Here is a 25,122-nt window from a genome sequence, read left to right on the forward strand (position 1 = left end):
ATCTCCATGGTCGAGTTCACCGTCAATCCGCACCGGTTCGATCCGTACAAGAATTTCAAGTTCCTGGTCGTCTGGGACGGTCGGGTCGTCGCCGGAATCAGCAAGATCAGCCCGCTCAAGCGCACCACCGAGGTGGTGAAGCACCGCAGCGGGGGCGATCCGAGTGCGCCGCGCAAGTCGCCGGGCCGCACCGACTTCGAGGCGGTCACCCTGGAGCGCGGGGTCACCCACGACCCGGAGTTCGACCGCTGGGCCAACAAGGTCTGGATGGTCGGCGCGGGCCGCGGGGCGGAGGTCTCGCTGCGGGACTTCCGCAAGGACCTGGTGATCCAGGTGCTCAACGAGGCCGGTCAGGTGGCGGTCGCCCACAAGCTGTACCGCGCCTGGCCGAGCGAGTACCAGGTGCTCGGCGAACTGGACGCCAACGCCAACGCGGTGGCGATCCAGAGCCTCAAGCTGGAGGTGGAGGGCTGGGAGCGGGACGAGGAGACGCCCGAGCCGGAAGAGCCCTCGTTCCAGCAGCCGGCCTGAGCGGCCGGCCGATGGAACTCGCGGGGGCGGCGGCCCTGTTGGCCGTCTGGGAGGCCGGGCTGGCGGCCGGCCACACCGGGCGGGCGCTACTGCTGCACACCGTCGCCCGTCCGGGCGCCGGGACGGAGGAGCTGCTGGCCGTACCGATCGGCCGGCGGGACGCCGAACTGTTCGGACTGCGCGCCGAGTTGTTCGGTGAGCGGCTCGACGTGCGGGTCGGCTGCCCGAGTTGCGCGGAGGAGATGGAGTTCGCCTTCGACGCCGGGCAGGTGGTCGGTGCCGCGCGGCCGGCGGACGGTCCGCTGTGGGTGGAGCTGGACGGCTGGCAGGTCGGCTTCCGGCTGCCCACCCCCGGCGACCTGGGCGCCGCCGAACAGGCCCCCGCGGGCCAGGCCAGGACCGTCCTGCTGGAGCGGTGCGTGCTGACCGCCGAGCACGGCGGGGAGCCGGTCGCCGCCCGGCAGCTCCCCGAACCGGTCCAGCGGCGCGTGGCCGAGGCCGCCGCCGCTGCCGACCCCTGCGCGGACGTCCGGCTGAACCTCGGCTGCCCCGAGTGCGGCGAGCAGGCCCTCGCCGAGCTGGACATCGCCTCCTACCTCTGGGAGGAGCTGGACGACTGGGCCCGGGCAACCCTGCTCGACGTCCACCTCCTGGCCACCGCCTACGGCTGGAGCGAGGCGGAGATCCTGGCGCTCAGCCCGCTGCGGCGCCGCTACTACCTGGAGCTGTGTACAGATGCCTGACCACTTCGACCGCCTGGTGGCGAAGGGCGACCCGGGCGGGGACCGGGCCGGGGTGCGGGTGCGCCCGCGTCTGCCGGGGCCGTTCGAACGGCTCGACGCGCTCGCTCCGGCACTGCCGGTCGTGGACGAGGAGTCGTTCGGACCGGGCCGGTCGGGCGGGCAGCCCGTTCCCGTACCGCTCCCCCGGCCGGCGGCGGCACCCACGGCGCCGGGCGAGGGGGCGCTGCGGCCGGTTTCGGCCGGCGAGGAGCGGCCGGCTGCCGCGCCCGTCCCCGCACTGCCGCGCACGCCCCTGCTGGTCGCCCCGCCGGTCACCCCCGCCGCCGCTCCGGCCGTCGAGACGGTGGTGCGGGGGGCGCCCGCCCGCCCGGTAGCCGTACCGCCGCCCGTCACCGCGGCGCACCGGACGGCCGCCCGCGAGCTGCCGGCCGCGCCCGCACCGGTCCGGCCCGCCGTCGCCGCACCGGCGTCCGGGCGGCGGCCCGTCGTGGCGGCTGCCCCGGGCCACGCGCACGGGACCGGCGCCCGACGCCGGCAGCGGCCGGTCGAGCAGGTGGTGCGGGTCCAGATCGGGCGGGTCGAGGTCAAGGCCGCCGAGCGCACCCCGGCCGCGCCGCGCAAGCCGGCGGCCGCCCGACCGGCCCCGGCCCTCGACCTCGGCACGTACCTCAACCGGGAGACCTCGCGTGAGTAACCACCTCGCGATCGCCACCGTGAGCGAGGCGCTGCGGCTGCTCATCAGCCGAGCGCTCTCGCCCGACATCCCGTTCGCGGTCGAGGTCGGCACCCGCAAGCCGCCGACCGAGCCGCCCACCGACCCGACCATCACCGTCTTCCTCTATCAGGTCGCGCCCAACCCCTCGCTGCGCAACCGCGACGCGCCGACCCGCGCGACCGACGGCACCGTGCTGACCCGCCCGGCCGCCGCCCTGGACCTGCACTACCTGATCAGCTGCTACGGCGAGGAGACCCAGCTGGTCGGCCAGCGGCTGCTCGGCTGCGTGGTCCGGGCTCTGACCGAACAGCCGCTGCTGTCCCGGCAGTTGATCGAGGAGGCGGCCACCCAGCCGTACCTGCTGGGGACGGACCTGGCCGCCTCGCCGCAGCGGGTCCGCTTCACGCCCACCCCGATGGACGTGGACGAGATGTCCAAGCTGTGGATGACGCTCTTCCAGACGCCGTACGCGCTGTCAGTGGCCTACCAGGCCACCGCCGTCCTCGTGGAGGGCAGGGCCGATCCGGTGGCCGGCAAGCCGGTGCTGCGCCGTACCGTACGGGCCGTGCCGTCCCGCGGACCGGTCGTCGAGCGGGTGCTCTCCCGGCCCGCCGGGTCCCGGGGCGCCCCCGCGGAAGGGCCGGTGACCAAGGACCGGGAGCTGGTGGTGGACGGCTCCGGCCTGCGCGCGGACCTGGTGGTGGCCCGGCTGGGCGAGCGCCGGGTGACGGTCGACCCTGGCGGCGTCCGGGACGACCGCCTGGTGGTCGCCGTACCGGAGGACCTGCCGCCCGGGGTGTACCAGGTGCAGGTGCTGCACGGACTGGAGCTGGACGGCCGACCGGCCGCCGAGCACCTCGCCGTGGAGTCCAACGCGCAGACCTTCGCCCGGCAGCCGCGGATCGTCGCGCCGATCGGCACGGCGGACCGCAGCGACGGACCGGCCGGGGTCTCGGCCCGGCTGGACGTCCGGCTGGACCTGCCGCTCCGGGACGACCAGCAAGTCCTGCTGCTGTTGGACGAGTTGAACCCGCCCGCCGGGCGGCCCGGGGCGAGCCACCAGTTCCGCGCACCCGCGCCGCCCATGCCGCGCACCGACCCGTTCGAGGTCCGGGTGCCGGTCGTCGGCGTCCGCCCGACGGCGTACCTGGCCCGGGTCCAGGTGGACGGCGTGCCGAGCGAGTTGACGGTGTCCGGCGACGGGGCCTTCACCGGTCCGGTCGTGGACCTGACGCACTGACCGCAGGACGGGGGGTTCGGAGATGAGCACGCGCCGGAGGCAGGGCCGCGACGGCTCGGCGGACGACGCGCACCGGCAGTCGCTGTCCGCCGCGGTCGCCGCCGTGCTCGAACGGGTCGACGCGCACGCGGCGGGCCGGACCGCCGAGCCGGACGCGCCCGCTGCCTCCGGCACCCGTCGGGGCGGGCGCCGGCAGCCCGCCACCGCCCTGGACGCGCTCACCGCCTCCTTCGGGCTCACCCCGTTCGAGCGCGACGTGCTCGTGCTGACCGCCGCCCCCTCGATCGACCCCACCGCCGCCGCCCGGTGCGCGGCGGCGGGCGGCGACCCCGGGCGCGCGTACCCGACCTTCTCCCTCGCCCTCGCCGCCCTGGACCAGCCGCACTGGAGCGCGCTCACCCCGGTGGCCCCGCTGCGCCGCTTCCGGCTGGTCGAACTGGACGACGAGACGGCGCTCACCGCCTCCCGGCTGCGGATCGACGAGCGGGTGCTGCACTTCCTGGTCGGCGTGCCGTACCTGGACGTGCGGCTGCACGGCCTGCTCACCCGCGTCGGGCCGCCCGACGAGCTGCCCGGGCCGCACGAGCGGTGCGCCGCCGAGCTGGCACGGGGCTGGACCTCGGCCGGGCTGGCCGGCCCGCCGCACACCGAACTGACCGGTGCCGACCGCCGCACCCGCTGGGAGATCGCGGCGGAGGCGGCCCGCCGCGCCGGACTCGGCCTCTACGCCGCGCACCGCGAGGACCTGCCCACCGAGCCCGCCGAACGCGAGCAACTCGCCCGGCTGTGGCAGCGGGAGGCGATCCTGATCCCGGCGGCGCTGCTGGTGGAGGGCGGGGAGCCGGGCCGGGAGCGCCCGCAGGCCCCGAACGGCGCCGAGGCCTTCCTCGCCGGCCTCGCGGTGCCATTGGTCGTGTCCGGCGACGAGCCCCCGCCCGCCGGGGCCTCGGACCGCGCCCGGCTGACCGTGCCCCCGCTCGGCCCCGAGGAGCAGCTGGGGATCTGGACCGAGGCGCTGGACGGCGCGCCGGGGGTCACCGAGGACGGACTCCGCGCGCTGGCCGCGCAGTTCTCGCTGCCCGGCCATGTGATCCGCGCCGCTGCGGCGACGGCCCGGCGGGCGGCCGAGTCCAGCCGGGACGGCGGGGACGGCGGGGAGGCCGGGGACGGCGGGGAGGCCGGCGAGGGCGCGGACGTCAGCCGACTGGCCTGGCACGCCGGGCTGGCGGAAGCCCGGATGTCCCTGGACGAGCTGGGCCGGCGGGTCGAGCCGCGCGCGGGCTGGGACGACCTGGTGCTGGAGGAGCGCCAGCTCGCGACGCTGCGTGAGATCGTCGCCCACGTCCGCCGGCGCGGCACGGTCTACCAGGAGTGGGGCTTCGAGTCGGTGCTGCGCCGCGGCCTCGGCGTGACCGCGCTGTTCGCCGGCGGCTCGGGCACCGGGAAGACGCTGGCGGCCGAGGTCGTCGCCGGGCAGCTCGGCGTGGACCTGTTCGTCATCGACCTCTCCCAGGTCGTCAGCAAGTACATCGGCGAGACCGAGAAGAACCTCCGGCGGGTCTTCGACGCGGCCGAGCGCGGCGGCGCGCTGCTGCTGTTCGACGAGGCCGACGCGCTGTTCGGCAAGCGCAGCGAGATCAAGGACAGCCACGACCGCTACGCCAATCTGGAGGTCAGCTACCTGCTGATGCGGATGGAGGCCTACCGGGGCCTGGCCGTGCTCACCACCAACATGAAGAAGGCACTGGACCCGGCGTTCATGCGGCGGATCAGGTTCGTGGCCGACTTCCCGTTCCCCGGAGTGCCGGAGCGCGCCGAGATCTGGCGGCGGGTCATCCCCGCGCGGACCCCCAGCCAGGGCGTCGATCCGGAGCGGCTCGCCCAGCTCACCGTGGCCGGCGGCTCCATCCGCAACATCGCGCTCTCCGCCGCCTTCCTGGCCGCCGACGAGGACTGCCCGATGCAGATGCGGCACCTGCTGGCCGCCGCGCGCACCGAGTACCTCAAGCTGGAGCGCTCGCTGACGCCCTCGGAGGTCTCCGGATGGATCTGACCGAGGGGCCCGGGATCGGGCCGGACAGCATCGGGCCGAGCAGCACCGGGGCGAGCAGCACCGGGCCGGGCAGCACCGGGCAGCACCCGGTCGAGGGCGGGAGCGCCGAGCAGCACGCGGTCGAGCGTGGCAGTGCCGGGCGGATCGAGGTGGAGATCGGCGAGCTGGTCCTCGACGGCTTCGCGCGGATCGACCACGAGCGGCTGACGGCGGCGTTCCGGAGCGAGCTGACCCGCCTGGTCGAGACGCGCGGCGTGCCGCTCGCGGTCGGCGGCGACCGCGCGCTGGACCTGCTCTCCGGGCTGCCGCCGCTGCCCGCGGGCGCCTCGGCGCAGCGGCTCGGCGAGGCGCTCGCCCGCGCCGTACACACCGGGCTGTCCGGCGGTGGCCGGGCGCCGGAACGGGGGCGGACATGAGTCGACTCAACGCTCCTGCCCGGGACTCCGGGCAGGAGGCCAAGCAGGGCGCGGCCCGGCGCAAGACGCGGGCGCCGAAGGCCCGTACGCCCGAGCCGAAAGAGATCGTCTCCGGCGCGGGCCAGCCGCTCGACCCGGGCGTGCGCCGGGAGTTGGAGGCGCGGCTCGGGCACGACCTCAGCCGGGTCCGGGTGCACACCGACCGGGACTCCGCCGCGCTGACCGAGCTGATCGGCGCGGACGCCGTCGCCGTCGGTCCGGACCTCTTCTTCGGCGAGGGCAAGTACCGCCCGGCCGGCGAGGACGGCCGGCGGCTGCTCACCCACGAGCTGCTGCACACCGTCCAGGCCCCGAACGCGCTCGGCGCGCTGCGGGCCGGCCGCGACCTGGGCGCGGTCAGCCTGCCGCAGGACGCGATCGAACGGGAGGCGGAGCACGGCGCGCGCGACGACCGGCCGGCTGCGGCGACGCCGGGTGCCACACCGGGCTGGCTCCGCTACGCGACCGTCGACGCCGACCGGTTCCGCACCGAGCGGCTCGACCCGGCCACCCTGGTCGACCGGCTGGCAGCCGGCATCCTGCGCTCGCTGCGCGGCGACCCGACCGACTCCTCCGGCCGGGTCCGCCTGCAACTCGCCCGCTTCGCACCCGAGTTGCAGGTCTCGGTGCTCGCCCGGCTGGCGGACCGGCTGCCCTCCTCGGACTACACCCGGGTGCTGGAGCTGGTCGAGGCCGCCGAGCACCGCCCGGCCGACGTGGACGGTGCGCAGACGCCCGAGCCGGTCACCGATCCGGTGACCGCGGCCGCCGACCGGGCCACCGACGAGCGCGGGCAGACGGACGAACAGGACCGCGCTGAGCAGGACCGGCAGCGTCAACGCGAGGAGGAGGCACGGCAGTCGGACGGCCCGAAGGTGCGGCGCAAGCGTCGCAAGGGGCACGGCTCCGAGGAAGGCACGGAAGGCAAGGGCGACCAGGACCGCCCCGAGCAGCAGGACGATCAGCAGTCCCCGGCTGCGGAGAGCAAGGCCACCCAAACTCCGCCGGATGCGCAGCCCGCTCCGCAGCCGGAGGCCGGTCAGGCCCAGCCCTTCGCCGAAGCACAGCCTCCGGCCGTCGAGGAGGCACCCGCGGCGATTGCCGACGCGGGGCCGGAGCAGGCCGCCACGACGGAGGAGGGCGCCCAGCCGGCAACCGTCTCCGTACCCGGCTCGCCCGGAGCCGGGCCGGCGGACGCCGCCGCCCAGCCCTCGGCTGGCACGAAGCCGCAGGAGCCCGCCGCCGCGCCGCTGCCGCAGCCCACACCCGTCAAGCCCGAGCGCCTGGAGGCGATCGCGCGGGCCGAGGACAGCCCGCTCGCCCGGCACGGGATGCTGGACGGCGACCACCAGCAGCGCGAAACCCCGGACCAGGAACGGCCGTTGGGCCTGGAGCCCGGCGCAGACGCGGAGGTCCACGACGGGCCCGGCGCGGACCGGGAGCGGCCGTCGCAGTCGGCCGTACCCGGGCCGGAGCTCAATCCCGGGGACTTCCTGCCCTCGACCGACCTCGACGTGTCCGGTGTGCCGACCACCGATCAGATCCCGCTGTCGGCGGACGGCGCGCCCCCCGCGAACGCCGAGGCGCCGGAGTTCCCCGAGCCGCCCGCGACCAAGGCGGACCAGGTGCAGGCCGAGCGGGAGAGCCGGCCGGAGGACGAGGCGGAACCGACGGCTCCCGAGCAGGCCCGACCCGACCAGGCACAGCCCGATCCGGCACAGCCCGCGGCTGCCCCCGAGCCGAGCCCCGCCGAGGCCGAGGACCGGAGCGCCCGCGACCTCCAGCCGGAGCAGCCGGTCGAGCAGGAGATCGGCCCCGACCCGACCACGAACCCGACCGCTCCCCCGGCACCGGCACCGGCTGCCGCCGAGCCCGCCCCCGCGGAGCCGCAGCAGCCGGAAGCCCCCGCCGAGGAGGCGCGCGAGGCCGAGCCCGCGGCCGCACCCGAGCCTCAGGGACCGGGCCCGGAGCGCAGCGCTGCCGCGCCCGCCGCGGCAGGTCCGGTCGGCGGGGACGGCCCGGGCGGGCCCGGCGCCACGCCCGAGACCGACACCGGCCCCGACACCGAGGCCGCCGCCGGACCGGCGGCCGAGCAGGCCGACGCGCCCGCCGCACTCGCCACCCAGCCCGCCCCGGACGCCTCACTGGAGTCCGGCGGCGGTGCCTGCGCGGGCCCGCAGCAGCCCACCACCGAGGCGGAGCCGGACGGCGGAGGCGGTGCCGGCGGCGGTGGCGCCTGCGCGGCCGGCGGCGCAGCCGGGGGTGCCCCGCCCAAGCAGCAGGAGCAGCCGCCCCCGCCCGACGTCTCCGCCCAGGACCCGCAGAGCGCCCTCGCCACCGCCGCGAGCCTGCCGCCCGACCGAATGGCCGCCACCCTGGACGGCGTGGACGGCTCGGTGAACCGTACGGTCGGCGAGCAGCACGCCCGGTTGCAGGCCGCCCCGCCGGCCGTCCAGCGCCCGTCCGGCGCCCCGCAGACCCAGTCCGGCACGCCCGAAGCCGCGCCGCCGGCCGAGGCGGTGACGGAGCGGCTGGAGCGGGTCGGTCCGCAGGACGCGGGGAGCGAGCAGCAGAAGGCCGAGCAGAAGAAGGTCGAGGGCGGCAACCCGGGCGACCGGGTCGCCGCGCCGCACGTCGCCGACGACGCGGGCACCCAGGTGTCGCCGCAGGAGGTGCAGCGGGTCCAGGGCGCGGTCGACGGCGTCCCCACGACCGATCCGGCGTTGAACACCACGGTCGGTCGGGCACCCGAGGTCGAACTGACCGGGGAGAGCGACCCGGCGCGCACCGACCGGCAGGCGGCGAAGCTCAAGGACAGTTCGAGCCGGATCCTCGGCGTCGGCCGGGAGGACGCCGCCAAGCCGATGGGCGAGGACCGGATCTACCCGGACGTGCCGAAGGAGACCCTCACCGCCTCCGTGCCGGGTGGCGGCGGCAGGACCGGCGCGGCCGGGGCGGGTGGCGCGGTCGACACCAAGCCGGGCATCGGCATCGTCACCCAGCAGGAGCGCGGCCCGCAGATCCAGGCCGCGGTCGGCCAGGGGCAGAGCCGGATGGGCTCCGAACAGGCGCAGCAGAAGCAGGGCGAGGCCGAGGCGCGCCGGCAGAACCAGGCCGAGGTCGACCAGGCGGTGGCCGACAACGCCCAGGCCCAGGCCGGTGAGCGGGGCGAGGCCGCCGAGCAGGTCAAGGCCGAGCGCGAGCAGTGGCGCGCCGAGCAGGACCAGAAGGTCTCGGCGGCGGACCAGGACGCCGGCGCCGAGCACGAGGACAAGACCGGGCAGATCGGCAGGAAGCGCGCCGAGGCCGACAGGGACGTCCGGGACCGTCAGCAGCAGGACAACCAGAAGATCCAGGACAAGCGGAAGGAGGCCGAGGAGAAGGCGCAGAAGGAGAAGGACCGCAAGAAGGAGGAGTCCGAGGGCTGGTGGGGCTGGGTCAAGTCCAAGGTCAAGGCCGCCTTCGACGCGCTGGTCGAGGCGGTCACCAAGGTCTTCGACTACTTCCGCGGCCTGGTCAACGACATCATCGACGGCTTCCGCAAGTTCGCGAACTGGGCGATCGACCAGGCGCGGAAGTTCGCCGTCGAGCTGATCGACAAACTCGCGGACGCACTGATCAAGATCTGCGACGTCCTGCTGGCGGCCTTCCCCGAACTGCGCGACAAGTTCCGCAGGAAGATCGAGGAGTGGCGCGACAAGGCCGTCGCCAAGGTCAACGAGTGGGCGGACAAGCTCAAGAACGCCGTCAACAAGCTGCTCGACCTGCTGGCGGCCGGGCTGAACGCGCTGCTGAACGCGCTGGAGGCCGGGCTCAAGGCCGCGGTCGAGGCGGTCCGCAAGGCCGTCATGGACGCGATCGACTTCGTGCAGAAGGCGATCGCGGTCTTCGGCGAGTTCGCGGTCCTGATCGGCGACATCGCCTCCGACCCGGGCGGGTGGCTGAAGAAGCTCGGCAGCGCCGCGATCGACGGCATCCAGCACTACCTGTGGGGTGCGATCAAGAGCGCGGTCAAGCAGTGGTTCAACGAGAAGGTCGAGTCGGTGGTGGGCCTGACCTCCACCATCGTCAACGTCCTGGTCAAGGGCTGCATCTCGATGGCCCAGATCGGCCGGATGGCCTGGCAGGCGATCGTCGCCTCGCTGCCCGGGATGATCGTCTCGATCGTCGTCGAGAAGCTGGTGTCGCTGATCGTGCCGGCGGCGGGCGCGATCATGGCGATCATCCAGGGCCTGGTGGCGGCGTGGAACACCATCAGCAAGATCGTCGCGATGATCGGGAAGTTCGTCACCTTCCTCAAGGCGGTGAAGTCCGGATCGGCCGCCTGCCTGTTCGCCGACGCGGTCGCCTCGGGCGTGGTCGCGCTGCTCGACTTCATCTCCAACTTCCTGCTCAGCAAGCTCAAGGGCGCCGGGAAGGCGGTCGGCACCAAGCTCAAGGGGATCGCCCAGAAGATCCTCAAGGGGCTGGCCAGGGCCGGCAAGGGCGCCCGCAAGGCGGCCGGGAACGCCGTCAACAAGGCCCGCGCGGGCCTGCGCCGGGCCACCCGGTCCCTGCGCAAACCGCCCTCCCCCGGCCGCGCCCACCCCGCCCGCCCGGCCCGAACCGGCCCCGCCCGGCACACCGTCCGGCAGGCGGGGCGCCACCCCTCGCCCACCCCCGGACGCCCGCGCCGCGAGGTCACCCGCCCGAAGTCCTCCGCACCCCGCCGCCCCACCTCGCCGGTCGGGCGCGCCCTCAACGCCTCCCGCCAGACCGTCAAGGCCGCCCTCAACCGCGTCCGGGTCGCCGCCCGCACCCTCGGCCGCAAGCTCCTCGACAGCAAGCTCGGCCGCGCCCTCACCAACGGCGCCCACAAGCTCCGCGACGCCTACCGCAAGCAGCGCGACCGCCTGCGCGCCTGGCACCAGAAGCGTCAACAGCAGCGCGCGGAGCGCCGCGCCCACGAGAACTCGCCGGACGCGAAGAAGCAGCGCCTGGAGCTGATCGTCGCGAGGATCACTCCGAGACTGCAGGGACTGCTCCGGCGCGGATCCTCCGATTTCACCGTTCGCGCCGCACTCGCGGCGATGCGGCTCTGGTACCGACTGTCCGGGCTGGAGTGGCTCGGGGAGCGGAGTATCCGATTCCGCGCCTGGCTCAACCCGGACATCGTCTTCCTGCACGGCGTGGCATTCCCCATTGATGATCTGCTGGCATTCGTCCGCAAGGTCGGTGCGGAGGTCGTGCGAGCGCCGCAGTGGGCGCGTGCCACCGGAGCGGGCCAGGGTCCGATGGCGGGCCCCACCTCCGTCCCGTCGGCCGCCGGTAAATCCTATGAAGTCCATGAGCTCGGTGACCGCTCCGGCGCCGAGATACAGGAGTACCTCCGCGGGCGCCCTGGCACGAATTTGTGGCAGCGGGACGTCCAGCGCTACCGGGATCAGTCCGGAACCGCCCTCGACGTCGAATGGCAGCAATGGTGGGGACGGACCGTGAAGAACCGAGGGGTCCTTTTCGGCATTCCTTACAGTGCGGAACAGCCGTGGCGCGATCCGCGCAAACGAGCACCATCACGCAAGGAAAGTGTCGGCCTGTCCTATCCGGAGATTTCAAGACTTTTCGATTCGTGGCGGGGACGACGCGGCGCCCTGAAGCAGCAGACGATCGCACAACAAGCACTCGGAATGCTCGGTGGAAGAATGCCGGACGGGCCGAACCGGCGCTTCACCGCAGAGTTGACTTCGCTGATGATCCAGCAGGAGGGCCTGCGGAACGTCGGAACCATGGCAACCGGCGGCATGCTTCTGGACATGGCAGCACGCGGCCACATCACCTTGGCAGAGGCGGCGCGACTCCATCCGATGGCACCCCAGGGGTCGCAGGCGCGAGCCAGGGAACTGCACGCCTCCATCCTCCGGAAAACGACCAGGACGTCCGGCGCGGAACAACTGCGCACTCTGGAAGTCGATGTCGTCGAAGCATGGATCCGGAGCCTGGGCAAGGAAATCGTTGTGGATTCCCAGGCCACCGGGCAGGAGAAGCGGAAGCAGCTCATGCGGCAGATCCGAGAGCGAATTCATCGGATGTACAATATCGACCCGCGCTATACCGCACTTCGGAACGGGATGGACTGAGCGATGAAGAGCTCGAAATTCAAGACGAACAGGATCGTTTTGCGCTCGTGCCCGGCGGAGGACGAGGTGGCCGAATTCGCCGATCTCCATCACTGGCCGAGGAGGGCTGAAGCGGAGACCCGCCGCACAGGCGGAAGCCCGTACACCGCCACCTGGGACCTGGGCGGCGGAGGCGTCCTCCAGTATGCCGAGGACGACATGTCGAAGAATTGCTATCTCGTTGCGCACGGTCCGACCCGCGAGAGCGTGGAAACGGTCGGGGACATGATTGCCGAGGAGCTTTTCCCGTGGGACCTCGCCGAGTTGCTCTGGTGCGTCGACAACGCACCGGATCCCATCGAGCTCGGTCTGTCCATCATGCGGCTCGCGGTCGGTTCACCGCACGGTTTCCACGACGAGACATTCCGGCGGATCAAGAGCGGGTTGACCCACCCGGACTCCCGGGTACGGGACATGTCGCTCTGGGCGAGTACGTATTCGCCGTGGCCCGAGTACCTCCCGCTGCTACAGGCCTTGGCTGCGCAGGATCCCGTCGCCGAGATTCGCGAGCGGGCGGGGCTCGTCATCGAGGCGTATCGAGCCCAAGGGGTCGGTGGTAGGCCGTGACCGGTTTCACCGACGCCCCCAGGCCCATAAGGTCCGGGCTGGTCATCGTGGATCCGCAGCGGGGGACGCCGCAGCGGGTCATCGTGCTGCAGTTCAATCCGGACAGCCTGGAGCGGTCGCTGGCGCCGCAGGTGGCGGGGGCGGACGGGAGCGGGGACCGGACGGAGGCCTTGCGGCTGAAGGGGCCGGCCGTGGAGACGTGGAAGTTCACCGCGGAGCTGGACGCGACGGACCAGCTGGACGTGCCGTCGCCGAACGGGATCCATCCGCAGCTGGCGACGCTGGAGTTGCTGGTGCAGCCGGCCAGTGCGCAGCTGAGGGCCAATCAGGCGCTCGCCGCGGCGGGGACCCTGGAGATCACGCCGGTCGAGGCGCCGCTGACGCTGTTCACCTGGGGCAGCAAGCGGATCCTGCCGGTGCGGCTGACCGAACTCACCATCACCGAAGAGGCGTTCGACATCGAGCTGAATCCGATCAGGGCCGCCGTCGCGATCGGCCTGCGCGTGCTGACCGTCACCGATCTGCCGACCGGTCACCGCGGGGCCGAGCTGTACCTGGCGCACCTGGCGCAGAAGGAGCGGCTGGTGGGCGCCACGGCCGACGGCCGGCTGAGTGCGCTCGGACTGGGAGGGGGACTCCGATGACCGTCGACCACACGCCCGGCGCGCTGCCCGCGCCCTCGCCGTACCCGCTGACCAGCCGGTACCACGGCGTCCCGGTGGTCCTGCACACGATGCCGGACGGGCGGCAAGTGCCGTACCTGCAGCGGAGGTTGCTGCCGAGCGCGGACGGCCTGACCCCGCTCGCCGAGCACACCGTGAGCGCGGGCGACCGCCTCGACCTGCTCGCCCAGCGCTACCTAGGCAGCGCCGATCAGTGGTGGCGGATCGCCGACGCCAACCCGGTGGTCGATCCGCGGGAGTTGACCGCGACGCCGGGGCGGCGGATCACCGTCGCGCTGCCCGGCGCGGTGCCGGGGGCGGGCAGTGGGGTGGGTAATGGCTGACCTCTCGGCCGTCACGGGGGGCGGGCCGGTCGGGTCGATCCACCTCAGCCTGCTGATGGGTCCGCAGATCCCGGTGCCGGTGCCGCAGCCGGTGACGGACGCCCTGCTGTCGGCGCAGGTGACGGTGGCGTCCGGGCAGCGCAGCGGGTTCCAGCTGGCCTTCGACCTGTCGAAGCAGGGGCTGATCAACACCGCGCTGCTGCCGGGCGGCTTCTTCGACCCGAAGATCAGGGTCGTGCTGATGGTGACCGTCACGGGCACCCCGACCGTGCTGATGGACGGCGTGATCATCCGCCAGGAGGTGGGCATCAGCAACCAGCCCGGCCAGTCCACGCTGACCGTCACCGGCGAGGACCTGACGGTGCTGATGGACCTGGAGGAGCAGGCCGGTGTGCCGTTCCCCGCGATGTCCCCGGCGGCCCGGGTCGCCGCGATCATCGGCAAGTACGGGCAGTACGGCATCCTGCCGCTGGTCGTCCCCGAGCTGGTGCCGCAGACGCCGATGCCGACCCGGCGGATCGACTTCCAGAAGGGCACCGACCTCGGGTACGTCAACGAGCTGGCGAAGGCCAACGGTTACGTGTTCTACCTCGACCCGGGCCCGGCGCCCGGCATGAGCCGCGCCTACTGGGGGCCGGAGAACCGGCTCGGCGTCCCGCAGCACGCGCTGAACGTCAACATGGACGCGCTGTCCAACGTCGACCAGCTGACCTTCGCCTTCGACGGCACGGCCCGCGAGGAGCCGGAGGCCCGCATCCAGCTCCCGGCGACCAAGGTGTCCTCCGTCCTGCCGGTGCCGGAGGTCAGCATCCTGCGCCCGCCGCTGGCGCTCAGGCCCGCGCCGGCACTGAAGAAGAAGGTCATCGCCGACACCGCCAAGAAGGACACCACCCAGGCCGTGGCCGAGACCATCGCCAAGGCGATGCAGTCGGCGGACGCCGTCTCCGGCTCCGGACAGCTCGACGTCGTCCGGTACGGGCACGTGCTGCGGCCGCGCGAGCTGGTCGGCGTCCGCGGCGCCGGACTCACCTACGACGGCCTGTACTTCGTCAAGAGCGTCACCCACAACCTCAAGCGCGGCTCGTACACCCAGAACTTCACGCTGACCCGCGAGGGCCTGATCGCCCTCCAGCCGACCGTCATTCCCTAACGCTGCAGCAGGAGTTGCCCGCATGGCCGAACCGACCCGCTACCTCGGCAAGTTCCGGGGGACGGTGGTGAACAACGCCGACCCGCTCGGGATCGGCCGCATCCAGGCCCAGGTGCCCGACGTGCTGGGCGAGGCCGTGTCGACCTGGGCGATGCCGTGCTTCCCGGTAGCCGGCCCCGGCATGGGGCACTACGCCGTCCCGCCGGCCGGGGCGGGCGTGTGGGTGGAGTTCGAGCAGGGCGACCAGAGCTACCCGATCTGGACGGGCTGCTGGTACGGCTCCGCCTCGGAGGTCCCGGTGGAGGCGACGACCGGCCCGCCGGGCGCGCCGAACGCGGTGCTGGAGACCACCGGGCGGCGGGTGATCGTGCTCTCCGACGACCCGACCACGGGGATCACGCTCCGCACCCCGAGCGGGGCGTCGATCGTGATCAACGACTCGGGCATCCAGATCAGCAACGGCCAGGGCGCCTCGATCTCGCTCGTCGGCGCCACCGTTTCCATCAACCAGGACGCGCTGAGCGTGACCTGACGGGGGAGAACGTCATGCCCGGAAATCTGCTGCACGTCAATGCGACGGTGACCTGCCCGCACGGCGGCCAGGTGACGGCCCGGCCCGCCCAGGCGCGGGCGCTGGTCGCCGGCCAGGCCGTCACCAGCACGGCCGACCAGTACACCGTGACCGGCTGCCCGTTCAACGTGGCCGGCAAGCCGCAGCCCTGCGTGACGGTCCGCTGGGTGCTGCCGTCCGCCCGGATCCGGGTGAACGGCTCCCCCGCGCTGCCGCAGTCCGCCGTCGGGCTGTGCCAGAGCGCCGAGCAGGTCCCGCAGGGGCCGCCGATCGTGACCGTCGTCCAGCAGCGGGCGGTGGGGGTGTGAACACCGGGGCCATGAACACCTCACAGCTGCCCGGTCCGGCCCGGACGGACCTCGCGTTCCCGCTCCGGATCGACAGCCGCGGGCGCACCGCCGAGTCGGCGTACGACGACCATGTGCGCGACCTGATCGAGCAGTTGCTGTTCACCAGCCCCGGCGAGCGGGTCATGCACCCGGACTTCGGCTGCGGGCTGCTCGACCTGGTCTTCGCGCCGAACAGCCCGGAGCTGGCGGCCACCCTGCAGCTGTCCGTCCAGGCGGCGCTGCAGCGGTGGCTGGGCGACGTGATCGAGGTCGCCTCGCTCGACGTGGAGAGCGAGGACAACGTGGTGCGGGTCGAGCTGGCGTACGTGGTCCGCCGGACCGGTACGCAGCGGCACGACGTGTTCGAGGGCGGGGTGGCGGCATGACCGGCCGATCCGAAGCGACCGGGCGGTCCGAACGTCCGACCGTGCAGTGCGGCACGGAACTGCGGCGCGCCCACGTGCGCGCGGCACACCTGCTGGGCCTGGACGGCGCCGAGCCGGACGACGACGGGCGCACCCTGACCGTGACCTTCCTCGGCCGGGCGCCGGGCGAGCTGGGCCCGGAGAACATCCGCGTCGACGGCGGCCGCCGGATCACCGGACTGCGCGCCGTCGCGGTCGAGATCGAGCGCGCGGACGACCCGGAGCTGGACGACCGGATGCACGTCACCCTCGACCGGGTCGGCGACACCTCCCGCTACCGGCTGACCGTGGTCGAGCCGGACGCCTACGGCCGACCGGGCACCCGGCCGTACCCGGGCTTCGACCCGAGGTACGCGAGCACCGGCTTCTCCTTCGGCGCCGACTGCCCCTCCCCGTACGACTGCCGCACCGAGGAGGGCTGCCCGCCCGGCAGCCCGACGTCCGCGGTCATCGACTACACCGCCCGCGACTACGAGAGCCTGCGCCGGCTCGTGCTGGACCGGATGAGCCTGACCACCCCCGGCTGGACCGAGCGGCACCTGCCCGACCTCGGCGTCACCCTGGTCGAGCTGCTCGCCTACACCGCCGACCAGCTCTCCTACCAGCAGGACGCGGTGGCCACCGAGGCGTACCTCGACACCGCCCGCCGCCGGGTGTCGGTGCGCCGGCACGTCCGGCTGATCGACTACGCCGTGCACGACGGCTGCAACGCCCGGGCGTTCGTCACCCTGGCGACGGACCGCCCGCTGACCCTGCACCCCGGCAGCTTCCGCTTCGCCGCCGTCGACGTCAGCCGGCTCGGCCCGCAGGAACGCCCGGAGCTGTCCACGGTGATCCCCGACGAGCAGCTGGACGCGCTCACCCGGACCGCCGCCGTCGAGGTGTTCGAGCCGCTCGGCGGGACGGACCTGGTGCTGCACCCCCAGCACAACACCATCCGGTTCTGGACCTGGGGCGACCAGGACTGCGTGCTGCCGAAGGGCGCGACCTCCGCCACCCTGCGCGACGACTGGCACGGGGCCGACCGCCCCGAGGACCGCACCCGGCACCTGGCGCTGCGCCCCGGCGACCTGCTGGTCATCGAGGAGGTGCTCGGGCCGCGCACCGGCGCCGCCGCCGACGCCGACCCCGCGCACCGCCAGGCCGTCCGGCTCACCGCGGTCACCCACCTGGTCGACGAGTTGTACGAGCAGCCCTTGGTCGAGGTCGAGTGGGCGCCGGAGGACGCGCTCTCCTTCCCGGTCTGCCTGTCCGCGCACGGCGGGAGCGACTGCGGCCCGATCGCCGACGTCAGCGTCGCGCGCGGCAACGTCGTCCTGGTCGACCACGGCCGCTCGCTCACCTTCTGCGGCGGAGCCCCGGAGACCTTCGCGGTGCCGCCGGAGCCGGTCCGGGTGGCGCCCTGCGGGCCGGACGGGTCCGGCTGCGCGGACCGCACCGGGGGCAGCCCCGCGGCGGAGGCGATCCACGAACTGCTCGACCGGACCAGGACCGGCCGCCAGCTCGGCCCGGAACAGGTCCGCGAGCTGTACGCGCTGGTCGGCGAGGCGGCCGTCCGGCGGGCCGGGCTGAGCATCCAGCTCGCGCCCGGCGCGAACGCGGAGGGCGAGGACGGCCACGGAGCGGTGGTCGAGCCGCCCACCGCCGACGCCCAGGCGGCGACCCTGGAGACGCTGCTCGACCAGACCCGCTACCCCGTCCTGCCGCAGCCCTTCCGCCCGGTGCTGCGCTATGCGCCGGTCACGCAGGCGGCCGCCTACCCGGACCGGGCCCACGTCTGCGCCCGGCAGGCCGCCCTGCTCGCCGGCATCCCCGAGCGGGTCCGGCAGCGGCTGGAGGAGCTGTGGCACCGGGCGGACTGCGGCCACCCCCTCTCCCGCGCCGAACTCGCCGAACTGACCCTGCTGTTCGGAGCCCGGGTGGTGCACGAGCTGCACCTCGCCGACCGGCCCGCCGCCGGACTGCGCGAACTCCTGGCCCGCCGCACCCGACTGCTCGCCGCCAAGCTGCGCCGCCTCGACGTGCTCACCGCCCGGGCCCGCTCCGGCGGGGTGCTCCGGCGGCCCGGCGTCTGGGAGGTGGCGCAGAGCTGGGGCGGCCGGTACGCCTCCGGGCTCGACCCCGACTCCCCCGCGCTGGCCGGCCCGGCGTCCGGGATCGCCGTCCAGGACCCGCGCGCCGCACTGCCCGCGGTCCTGGCCACCGCCGAGGGCCAGGAGTGGACGCCCCGCCGGGACCTGCTCGCCGACGGCCCCCGCGACCGGCACTTCGTCGGCGAACCCGAGGACGACGGCCGCCTCGCGCTGCGCTTCGGCGACGGGCGGCACGGCCGGCCGCCGCGGCCCGGCGCGGAGCTGCGGGTCGCGTACCGGATCGGCAACGGCGCGGCCGGCAACGTGGGCGCGGAGGCCATCAACCACCTGGTGGTCTGCCAGGACCAGCCGCCCCGCGCGAAGGGGCGCAGCACCGTCGTACCGCCGCAGGACGCGGTGCTCCGGGTCCGCAACCCGATGCCCGCCGGCGGCGGCACCGAGCCCGAACCGCTCGACCGGGTCCGGCAGGCGGCCCCGCTCGCGCTGAGCCGCACCCGGCTGCGCGCCGTCACCGCCGCCGACTACGCGGAGCTGGCCGCCGCCCTGCCGGGGGTCCGGCGGGCCGCCGCCGAACTCCGCTGGACCGGCAGCGTCCAGGAGGTCCACGTCGCGGTCGAGCCGTACGGGCACGCCACCGCGGACACCGCCCTGCTGGAAGCGGTCGGGCACGGCCTGGAGGCGTACCGCCGGATCGGCCACGACCTGGTCGTCCGCCCCGCCCTGGTGGTGCCGCTCGACCTGGAACTGCGGATCTGCGCCGCCCCCGGCCACCAACGCGGCCACGTGCTCGCCGAGTTGCGGCGGGTGCTGGGCAACCGCACCCTGCCGGACGGCCGCCTCGGCTTCTTCCACCCGGACGCGCTGGGCTTCGGCGAGCCGGTGCGGGTCTCCCGGCTGGTGGCCGCGGCCGCCGCCGTGCCGGGTGTGGTCAGTGCGCAAGTCACCCGGCTGCGGCGGCAGTTCGGGCGGGACGACGGCGACCTGGCCGACGGGCTGCTGCGGCTCGGCGCGCTGGAGATCGCCGGCTGCGACAACGACCCCGACTGGCCGGAGAACGGCCGGCTCTCGATCGTGATCGGAGGTGGCCGATGAACGGCCAGTGCACCTGCGGCTGCGCGGGCACCGCCACCGCGACGCCGGTCCCGCTGTTCAACCCGCCCGGGCTGGACGCCATCGGCTACCGGGTCGGCAGCCACGGGGACTTCCTCGACAGCCTGCTCGCCCGGCTGTCCGGCCCCGCCTACCCGGCGCTGCGCGACCTGACCGTCCGCACCCCGGACGACCCGGCGATCGCGCTGCTGGACTCCTGGGCCGTGCTCGCCGACGTGCTCACCTTCTACTCGGAGCGGATCGCCAACGAGGGGTACCTGCGCACCGCCACCGAGGAGGGCTCGCTCACCCTGCTCGGCCGGCTGGTCGGGCACCGGCCCCGGCCCGGCGTCGCCGCCGACACCTACCTCGCCTACACCCTCGACCACGACCCGCGGGCGGCCGAGGACCCGACCGTGACCATCCCGCGCGGTGCCCGCAGCCAGAGCGTCCCCGGCCCCGGCGAGGACCCGCAGTCCTTCGAGACCGCCGAGGACCTCGCCGCCCGCTCCGCCTGGAACGAACTGGCGGTGCTGCGCCGCCGCCCGTACCAGCTGACTCCCGGGCAGCTGAACCCCGGCGGGCGCGCCGAGCTGTTCGCCGCCGGCACCGCCAACAACATCAAGCCCGGCGACCGGCTGCTGTTCGTGTTCAGCGCCGACAAGGCCGCCGACCCGGTCCACCGGGCGCTGCGGCTGGTGCCCGAGGTGCGGCTCGACCGCGAGAACGACGTCACGGTGATCGGGCTGCCCCGGGACCTGCGCACCCTCAAGGACCTGCGCGCCGAGCTGGCCGAGTGGATCACCGTCTCCGAGACCGCCCCGAACCCCAGGCCCGGGCACAGCCGGATCGTCCGGGACTTCGACGACCAGGTGCTGGCCCCGCTGCGCGCCGACCTCGACCGGCCCTCCGGTCCGCTCGACACCCCGGCGGACTTCGCCGACCGGCTCGCCCCGGTGATCGCCCGGGCGGCCGAGGCCGCCGAACTGGCGCACTCCCGGAAACCGGTGGCCGACTGGTTCGGGCACCTCGGCGAGGAGCTGTCCGGTCTGCGCGACCGCGCCCACCAGCTGGAGCCGCCGCAGGCCCCCGACGAGCCCGGGCCGAACCCTCCCGGCACCGGCGCGGCCGACCCGGCCGTCCGCGGGCTCGGCTCGGTGCTGGCGGCGCTGCGTACCGCCCCCTCCCGGCCCCCGCTGAGCGCCCGGGACCTCGCCCGGGACCCGCAGCGCCTGTTCGCGTCCGGCTCCGACCTCGGCGTGCAGCTGCTGGCCGCTCTCGACCCCCGGCTGCGCGACGGCCTCTACCCCGCCTGGCGGCGGGTCGACCTGACGGCGCCGCTCGCCGTGCACGAGATCCAGGCGATGCGGGTGGTCGCCACCCCGTTCGGCGCCACCGCGCCGCTCAAGCCCGTCTACGGCAACGACGGCCGGATCGACCGCTACGTGGACTGGCCGCTCTCCGGCAGCACGCTGATCGGCGTCCGGGTCGCCTTCGACACCGCCGGCACCGTCCCGAAGACCGCCGACTTCACGTACGTCGAGGCCGGCAGCCTGACCCACAACGGCTTCTCGCTGCCGTGGGACCACACCTTCCCCTTCGGGCCCGGACAGGTCAAGGTGGTCACCACCGAGCCGCCGGCGCCGCAGCCGAACCCGCACGCCGCCGCGGTGCGCGCCGCCGTGCCCGCTCCCGACCAGGAGGCCGGGGTCAGCGCCAAGTTCCTGGCCAAGCTGCCCGAACGCACGGTCTTCGTGTCCCGCCCGCAGGCCGACGGCCGTATCCACGTGAAGGTCGACGGCGGGCCCGGACCAGCGCTCGACTACCAGCTCGACGCGGGCCAGGAGAAGACCGGCGACTCCGGCGAGCTGAGCGTCCGGGTCCACCGCTACGCCGCCACCGACGATTCGCCGCCCGCGGTCGAGGTGGTGTTCACCACCAAGCTGCAGCCGGTCTCCGGCACGGTCCTCACCCTCGACGCCGTGTACGACCAGATCGCGCCCGGCAGCTGGGTGGTCATCCAGCGCCCCCGCAAGGGACTCGACGGCGGCATCCCGGGCAACCGCGACCTCGCCGAGGTCATCACCCGGGTGACCGACGTGCGCGTGATCTCCCGCGCCGACTTCGGCATCACCGGCAAGGTGACCGAACTGTCCCTGCAGCAACCGTGGTTGGACGAGAAGGACACCCAGCTCTCGCACATCAGGGACGCCACGGTCTACGCCCGCGGCGAGTCGCTGCGGCTCGCCGACGAACCCGTCACCGAGGACGTCCACGGCGACCGGATCGAACTCGCCCGGCTCTACGACGGGCTGACCCCCGGCCGCTGGATCGCCGTCAGCGGCGAGCGGACCGACATCCCGAACACCACCGGCGTCCGGGGCACCGAACTCGCCATGATCGCCGGCGTCGAGCAGAACGTCGACCCGCACCTGCCCGGTGACACCGTCCGCACCACCATCACGCTCAGCGCCCGCCTCGCCTTCCGCTACCGGCGCGACACCGTCCAGGTGCTCGGCAACGTGGTCCGCGCCACCCAGGGCGCCACCCGTGACGAGGCCATCGGCAGCGGCGACGCCGGCGTCCCCGGCCAGCGCTTCACGCTGTGGCAGTCACCGCTCACCTGGCTGGCCGCCGACACCCCCAGGGGCGCGCTCAGCACCCTGGAGGTCCGGGTCGACGGGGTGCGCTGGCACGAGGTGGACAGCCTCGCCGGGCGCGGCCCGGACGAACAGGTCTACGTCACCGCGACCGCGACCGACGGCCGCACCACCGTCACCTTCGGCGACGGCGTGCACGGTTCACGCCTGCCCACCGGCCGGGAGAACGTCCGCGCCCGCTACCGGATCGGCATCGGCGAGAGCGGCAACGTCGGCGCCGGCCGGATCACCCAGCTCACCACCCGCCCGCTCGGCGTCTCCGCCGTCGTCAACCCGCTGCCCGCCACCGGCGGCGCCGGACCGGACGGACCGGGCCTGGCCCGGCGCAACATCCCGCTCGCCGTCACCGCCCTGGACCGGCTGGTCTCGGTGCCCGACTACGAGAACTTCACCCGCTCCCGGGCCGGCATCGGGCGCGCGAGCGCCACCCGGCTCTCGGACGGCAGGCGGGAGCTGGTCCACGTCACGGTCGCCGGGGTGGACGACATCCCGCTCACCGCCGACTCCGACCTGATCCGCGCCCTGCGCTCCTCGCTCACCGCCTACGGCGACCCGAAACTGCCGGTCGAGGTCGCCCTGCGCGAACTCGTCCTGCTGGTCGTCGCCCTGAGCGTCAAGGTCGACCCGGACCACTCCTGGGACCTGGTCGAACCGGCACTGCGCCGCGCTCTGCTCGACCGCCTCGGCTACGCCGGACGCCAACTCGGCCAGAGCGCCCACCTGTCCGAGGTGCTCACCGCCGCCCAGGCCGTCCCCGGCGTGGACTGGGTCGAGGTGGACGCCTTCACCGGCGTGCCCGGCAGCCTCACCCCGCAGGGGCTGGAGCAGCTGTCCGAGCGGCTCGCCCGGCCGCAGCCGACCGTCCCGGCCCGGCTCGCCCGCTTCGACGAACAGCGCTACCGGGTGCGGGGCCCCGACCCGGAGACCCTCACCGAGGTCGCCGCCCGCAACGGCATCTCGGTCGCCGAGCTGCTGCGCCTCAACCCGTCCCTCACCGACACCCGCCCGCTGCCGCCCGGCCGCGTGGTGACGGTGTTCCGCGGCATCCGCCCGGCCCAACTCGCCCTGCTGTCACCGAACCTGCCCGACACGTTGATCCTCAAGGAGGTCCGCGCATGACCCGCGACCCGGACGGACTGGTGGAGCTGCTGCCGCAGTGGCACCGGCTGCGGGACGCCGAGGCGGGTGAGCCGCTGCGCGCCCTGCTGGCCGTCATCGCCGAGCAGGTCGACGTGGTCCGCGGCGGCATCGAACAGGGCTACCAGGACTGGTTCGTGGAGACCGCCGCCGACTGGGCCGTCGCCTACCTCGGCGACCTGGTCGGCTACCGGATCCTGCCCGGCTACGAGGAGGTGCTCGCCACCGGACTGCACGGCGGGGCCTCCCCGGAGCGGGCAGCGGCCCGCGACCGGCTCGCCGCCCGGCTGGCGCCGCGGCACGACGTCGCCAACACCGTCGCCAACCGCCGGCGCAAGGGCACGCTCGCCCTGCTGGAGGAGCTGTCCGCCTCGGTCGCCGACTGGCCGGCCCGGGCGGTGGAGCTCTCCCGGCTGCTCGGCGGCACCCAGCCGGTGCGGCTGCTGCGCCCGGACGAGGAGCCGGCCGACCGGCAGCGGCTGAGCCGGGGCCGGCTGGTCGACGTACGGCGCGGCGCCGAACTGGACCTGCTCGGCGGGCCCTTCGACGGGCAGGCGCACACCGCCGACGTCCGCCGGGCCGCCTCCACCCGCCGCCAGGGCGGCTACACCCCGGCCGGTGTCGCCCTGTACGTCTGGCGGCTGAAGCCGTACCCGGTCACCCGGGCGCCGGCGTACTGCATCGACCGGGCCCGGAACCTCTTCACCTTCTCCGTCCTCGGCAACGACGCCCAGCTGGTCACCAGGCCCGAGCCGGAGCCGTCGACCACCCACCTCGCGACGATCGACAACGTGCCGGCCCCGATCCGGCGCCGGCAGCTCGCCGAGCGCCTGGCCGACTACTACGGGCCCGGCAAGAGCTTCGCGATCTGGCGCGACGGCGCCCAGGAACCCGTCCCGCCCGCCGAGATCACGGTGGCCGACCTGAGCGACTGGACGTACCGGCCCCAGCGCGGCCAGGTCGCCGTCGACCCGCTGCTCGGCCGGATCGCCTTCGGCGCCCGCTCCGCCCCGCGGCGCGGCGTCTGGGTCGACTACCACTACGCGTTCGGCGACGACACCGGCGGCGGGGAGTACCCGCGCGACCGCCCGGAGGCCCGGCACCGGACGGTCTACCAGGTCGGCCCCGGCAGGCCGTACGAGCGGATCAACGACGCCTACGAGCAGTGGCGCGCCGACCAGGAGTCCGGCAGCGCGGGCGGCGCCGCCGTCATCGAGATCACCCACAGCGGCGCCTACCAGGAGCAGCTGGACTTCGACCTGGCCGCCGACGACCGCCTCGAACTGCGCGCCGCCGAGGGCACCCGGCCGGTGATCCGGCTGCTCGACTGGTACAGCAACCGGCCGGACGCGCTCAACGTCCGGGGCGTCTGCCCGGGCGGACGGCTGGTCCTGGACGGCCTGCTGATCACCGGTCGCGGGATCAACGTCACCGGACCGCTGGCCTCCGTGACCCTGCGGCACTGCACCCTGGTGCCGGGCTGGTCGCTGGAGCCGCACTGCGAACCGCACGCGCCGCGGGAGCCCAGCCTCGTCCTGGACCACACCACCGCCTGCGTACGGATCGAGCGCAGCATCCTGGGCACGATCCAGGTGGTCGGCGACGAGGTGGACACCGACCCGCTGGAGATCCACCTCGCCGACAGCATCCTGGACGCCACCGGGTCCGAGCGGCCGGCGCTCTCCGGGCCCGACTGCGAGCACGCCCACGCGCTGCTGCACGCCCACCGCTCCACGGTGGTCGGCGAGGTGCACACCCACGCGGTGCCGATCGCCGAGGACTGCGTCTTCACCGGCCGGCTGCGGGTGGCCCGCCGTTCGCTCGGCTGCCTGCGGTTCAGCTACGTCCCGCCGTGCTCGCGCACCCCGCGTCGGTACGAGTGCCAGCCCGACCTGGTGCGCTCGGCGGTGACCGAGCTGGTCGAGCGCGGCGAGCTGGACCCTGCCCAGGCGGCCCGGCTGCGCGAGGTGGAGGCCGAGCGGGTCCGCCCGCTGTTCACCAGCCTGCGGTACGGCACGCCCGGCTACGGCCAGTTGGCCTCCGGGTGCGCGCCGGAGATCACCCGCGGCGCCGAGGACCGCTCCGAACTCGGCGCCTTCCACGACCTGTTCCAGCCCCAGCGCGAGGACAACCTGCGGGCGCGGCTGGCCGAGTACACGCCGGCCGGCGCCGACGCCGGGATCTTCCACGCCTCCTGAGCCGC

General features: G+C 74.4%; 17 protein-coding genes. All 17 read left to right on the forward strand.

Going from position 1 to position 25,122, the window contains the following annotated elements:
• The first annotated feature begins 6 nt into the window (after positions 1–6).
• From ACZ3TI_RS26695 to ACZ3TI_RS26775, 17 genes are read left to right on the forward strand one after another with little or no spacing between them, the layout of a single operon-like run.
• Complete coding sequence (locus ACZ3TI_RS26695; protein ID WP_049649365.1) at positions 7–531, forward strand: phage tail protein; 525 nt, start codon at positions 7–9, stop codon at positions 529–531.
• Between the two features lie 11 nt (positions 532–542).
• On the forward strand, positions 543–1,274 hold the full coding sequence (locus tag ACZ3TI_RS26700) for a T4 family baseplate hub assembly chaperone (RefSeq protein WP_465730379.1): 732 nt from the start codon (positions 543–545) through the stop codon (positions 1,272–1,274).
• A complete protein-coding gene (locus ACZ3TI_RS26705) occupies positions 1,267–1,968 on the forward strand; it encodes a hypothetical protein (RefSeq protein ID WP_465730381.1) in 702 nt (233 codons plus the stop codon). The genes ACZ3TI_RS26700 and ACZ3TI_RS26705 overlap by 8 nt, the downstream gene beginning before the upstream one ends.
• A complete protein-coding gene (locus ACZ3TI_RS26710; RefSeq protein ID WP_465730383.1) occupies positions 1,961–3,229 on the forward strand; it encodes a Pvc16 family protein in 1,269 nt (422 codons plus the stop codon). The genes ACZ3TI_RS26705 and ACZ3TI_RS26710 overlap by 8 nt, the downstream gene beginning before the upstream one ends.
• A gap of 22 nt (positions 3,230–3,251) precedes the next feature.
• Positions 3,252–5,282, forward strand: coding sequence for an ATP-binding protein (locus ACZ3TI_RS26715; protein ID WP_465730385.1), 2,031 nt, complete (start codon positions 3,252–3,254; stop codon positions 5,280–5,282).
• A complete protein-coding gene (locus ACZ3TI_RS26720) occupies positions 5,273–5,698 on the forward strand; it encodes a hypothetical protein (RefSeq protein ID WP_465730387.1) in 426 nt (141 codons plus the stop codon). The genes ACZ3TI_RS26715 and ACZ3TI_RS26720 overlap by 10 nt, the downstream gene beginning before the upstream one ends.
• Complete coding sequence (locus ACZ3TI_RS26725; protein WP_465730389.1) at positions 5,695–11,853, forward strand: eCIS core domain-containing protein; 6,159 nt, start codon at positions 5,695–5,697, stop codon at positions 11,851–11,853. The genes ACZ3TI_RS26720 and ACZ3TI_RS26725 overlap by 4 nt, the downstream gene beginning before the upstream one ends.
• A gap of 3 nt (positions 11,854–11,856) precedes the next feature.
• Complete coding sequence (locus ACZ3TI_RS26730; protein WP_465730390.1) at positions 11,857–12,459, forward strand: hypothetical protein; 603 nt, start codon at positions 11,857–11,859, stop codon at positions 12,457–12,459.
• Positions 12,456–13,103 carry a CIS tube protein gene (locus ACZ3TI_RS26735; protein ID WP_465730392.1) on the forward strand — a complete coding sequence of 216 codons (648 nt, stop codon included), beginning with the start codon at positions 12,456–12,458 and terminating at the stop codon, positions 13,101–13,103. The genes ACZ3TI_RS26730 and ACZ3TI_RS26735 overlap by 4 nt, the downstream gene beginning before the upstream one ends.
• On the forward strand, positions 13,100–13,465 hold the full coding sequence (locus ACZ3TI_RS26740) for a LysM peptidoglycan-binding domain-containing protein (protein WP_465730394.1): 366 nt from the start codon (positions 13,100–13,102) through the stop codon (positions 13,463–13,465). Before ACZ3TI_RS26735 ends, ACZ3TI_RS26740 begins: the two co-directional genes overlap by 4 nt.
• A complete protein-coding gene (locus tag ACZ3TI_RS26745) occupies positions 13,458–14,615 on the forward strand; it encodes a hypothetical protein (protein ID WP_465730396.1) in 1,158 nt (385 codons plus the stop codon). Before ACZ3TI_RS26740 ends, ACZ3TI_RS26745 begins: the two co-directional genes overlap by 8 nt.
• A gap of 22 nt (positions 14,616–14,637) precedes the next feature.
• Positions 14,638–15,147: a phage baseplate assembly protein V gene (locus tag ACZ3TI_RS26750; protein ID WP_465719494.1), complete on the forward strand. Its 510-nt coding sequence runs from the start codon at positions 14,638–14,640 to the stop codon at positions 15,145–15,147.
• A gap of 14 nt (positions 15,148–15,161) precedes the next feature.
• A complete protein-coding gene (locus ACZ3TI_RS26755; protein WP_465730398.1) occupies positions 15,162–15,494 on the forward strand; it encodes a hypothetical protein in 333 nt (110 codons plus the stop codon).
• An 11-nt stretch (positions 15,495–15,505) separates the two neighbouring features.
• The gene (locus tag ACZ3TI_RS26760) at positions 15,506–15,901 is read left to right on the forward strand and encodes a GPW/gp25 family protein (protein WP_465730400.1); all 396 of its coding nucleotides are present in this window, start codon (positions 15,506–15,508) and stop codon (positions 15,899–15,901) included.
• A complete protein-coding gene (locus ACZ3TI_RS26765; RefSeq protein ID WP_465730402.1) occupies positions 15,898–19,125 on the forward strand; it encodes a putative baseplate assembly protein in 3,228 nt (1,075 codons plus the stop codon). Before ACZ3TI_RS26760 ends, ACZ3TI_RS26765 begins: the two co-directional genes overlap by 4 nt.
• Complete coding sequence (locus ACZ3TI_RS26770; protein ID WP_465730404.1) at positions 19,122–22,901, forward strand: putative baseplate assembly protein; 3,780 nt, start codon at positions 19,122–19,124, stop codon at positions 22,899–22,901. The genes ACZ3TI_RS26765 and ACZ3TI_RS26770 overlap by 4 nt, the downstream gene beginning before the upstream one ends.
• The gene (locus tag ACZ3TI_RS26775; protein ID WP_465730406.1) at positions 22,898–25,117 is read left to right on the forward strand and encodes a hypothetical protein; all 2,220 of its coding nucleotides are present in this window, start codon (positions 22,898–22,900) and stop codon (positions 25,115–25,117) included. Before ACZ3TI_RS26770 ends, ACZ3TI_RS26775 begins: the two co-directional genes overlap by 4 nt.
• Positions 25,118–25,122 lie beyond the last annotated feature (5 nt).

It is taken from the genome of Kitasatospora sp. NPDC023120, from assembly GCF_055560835.1.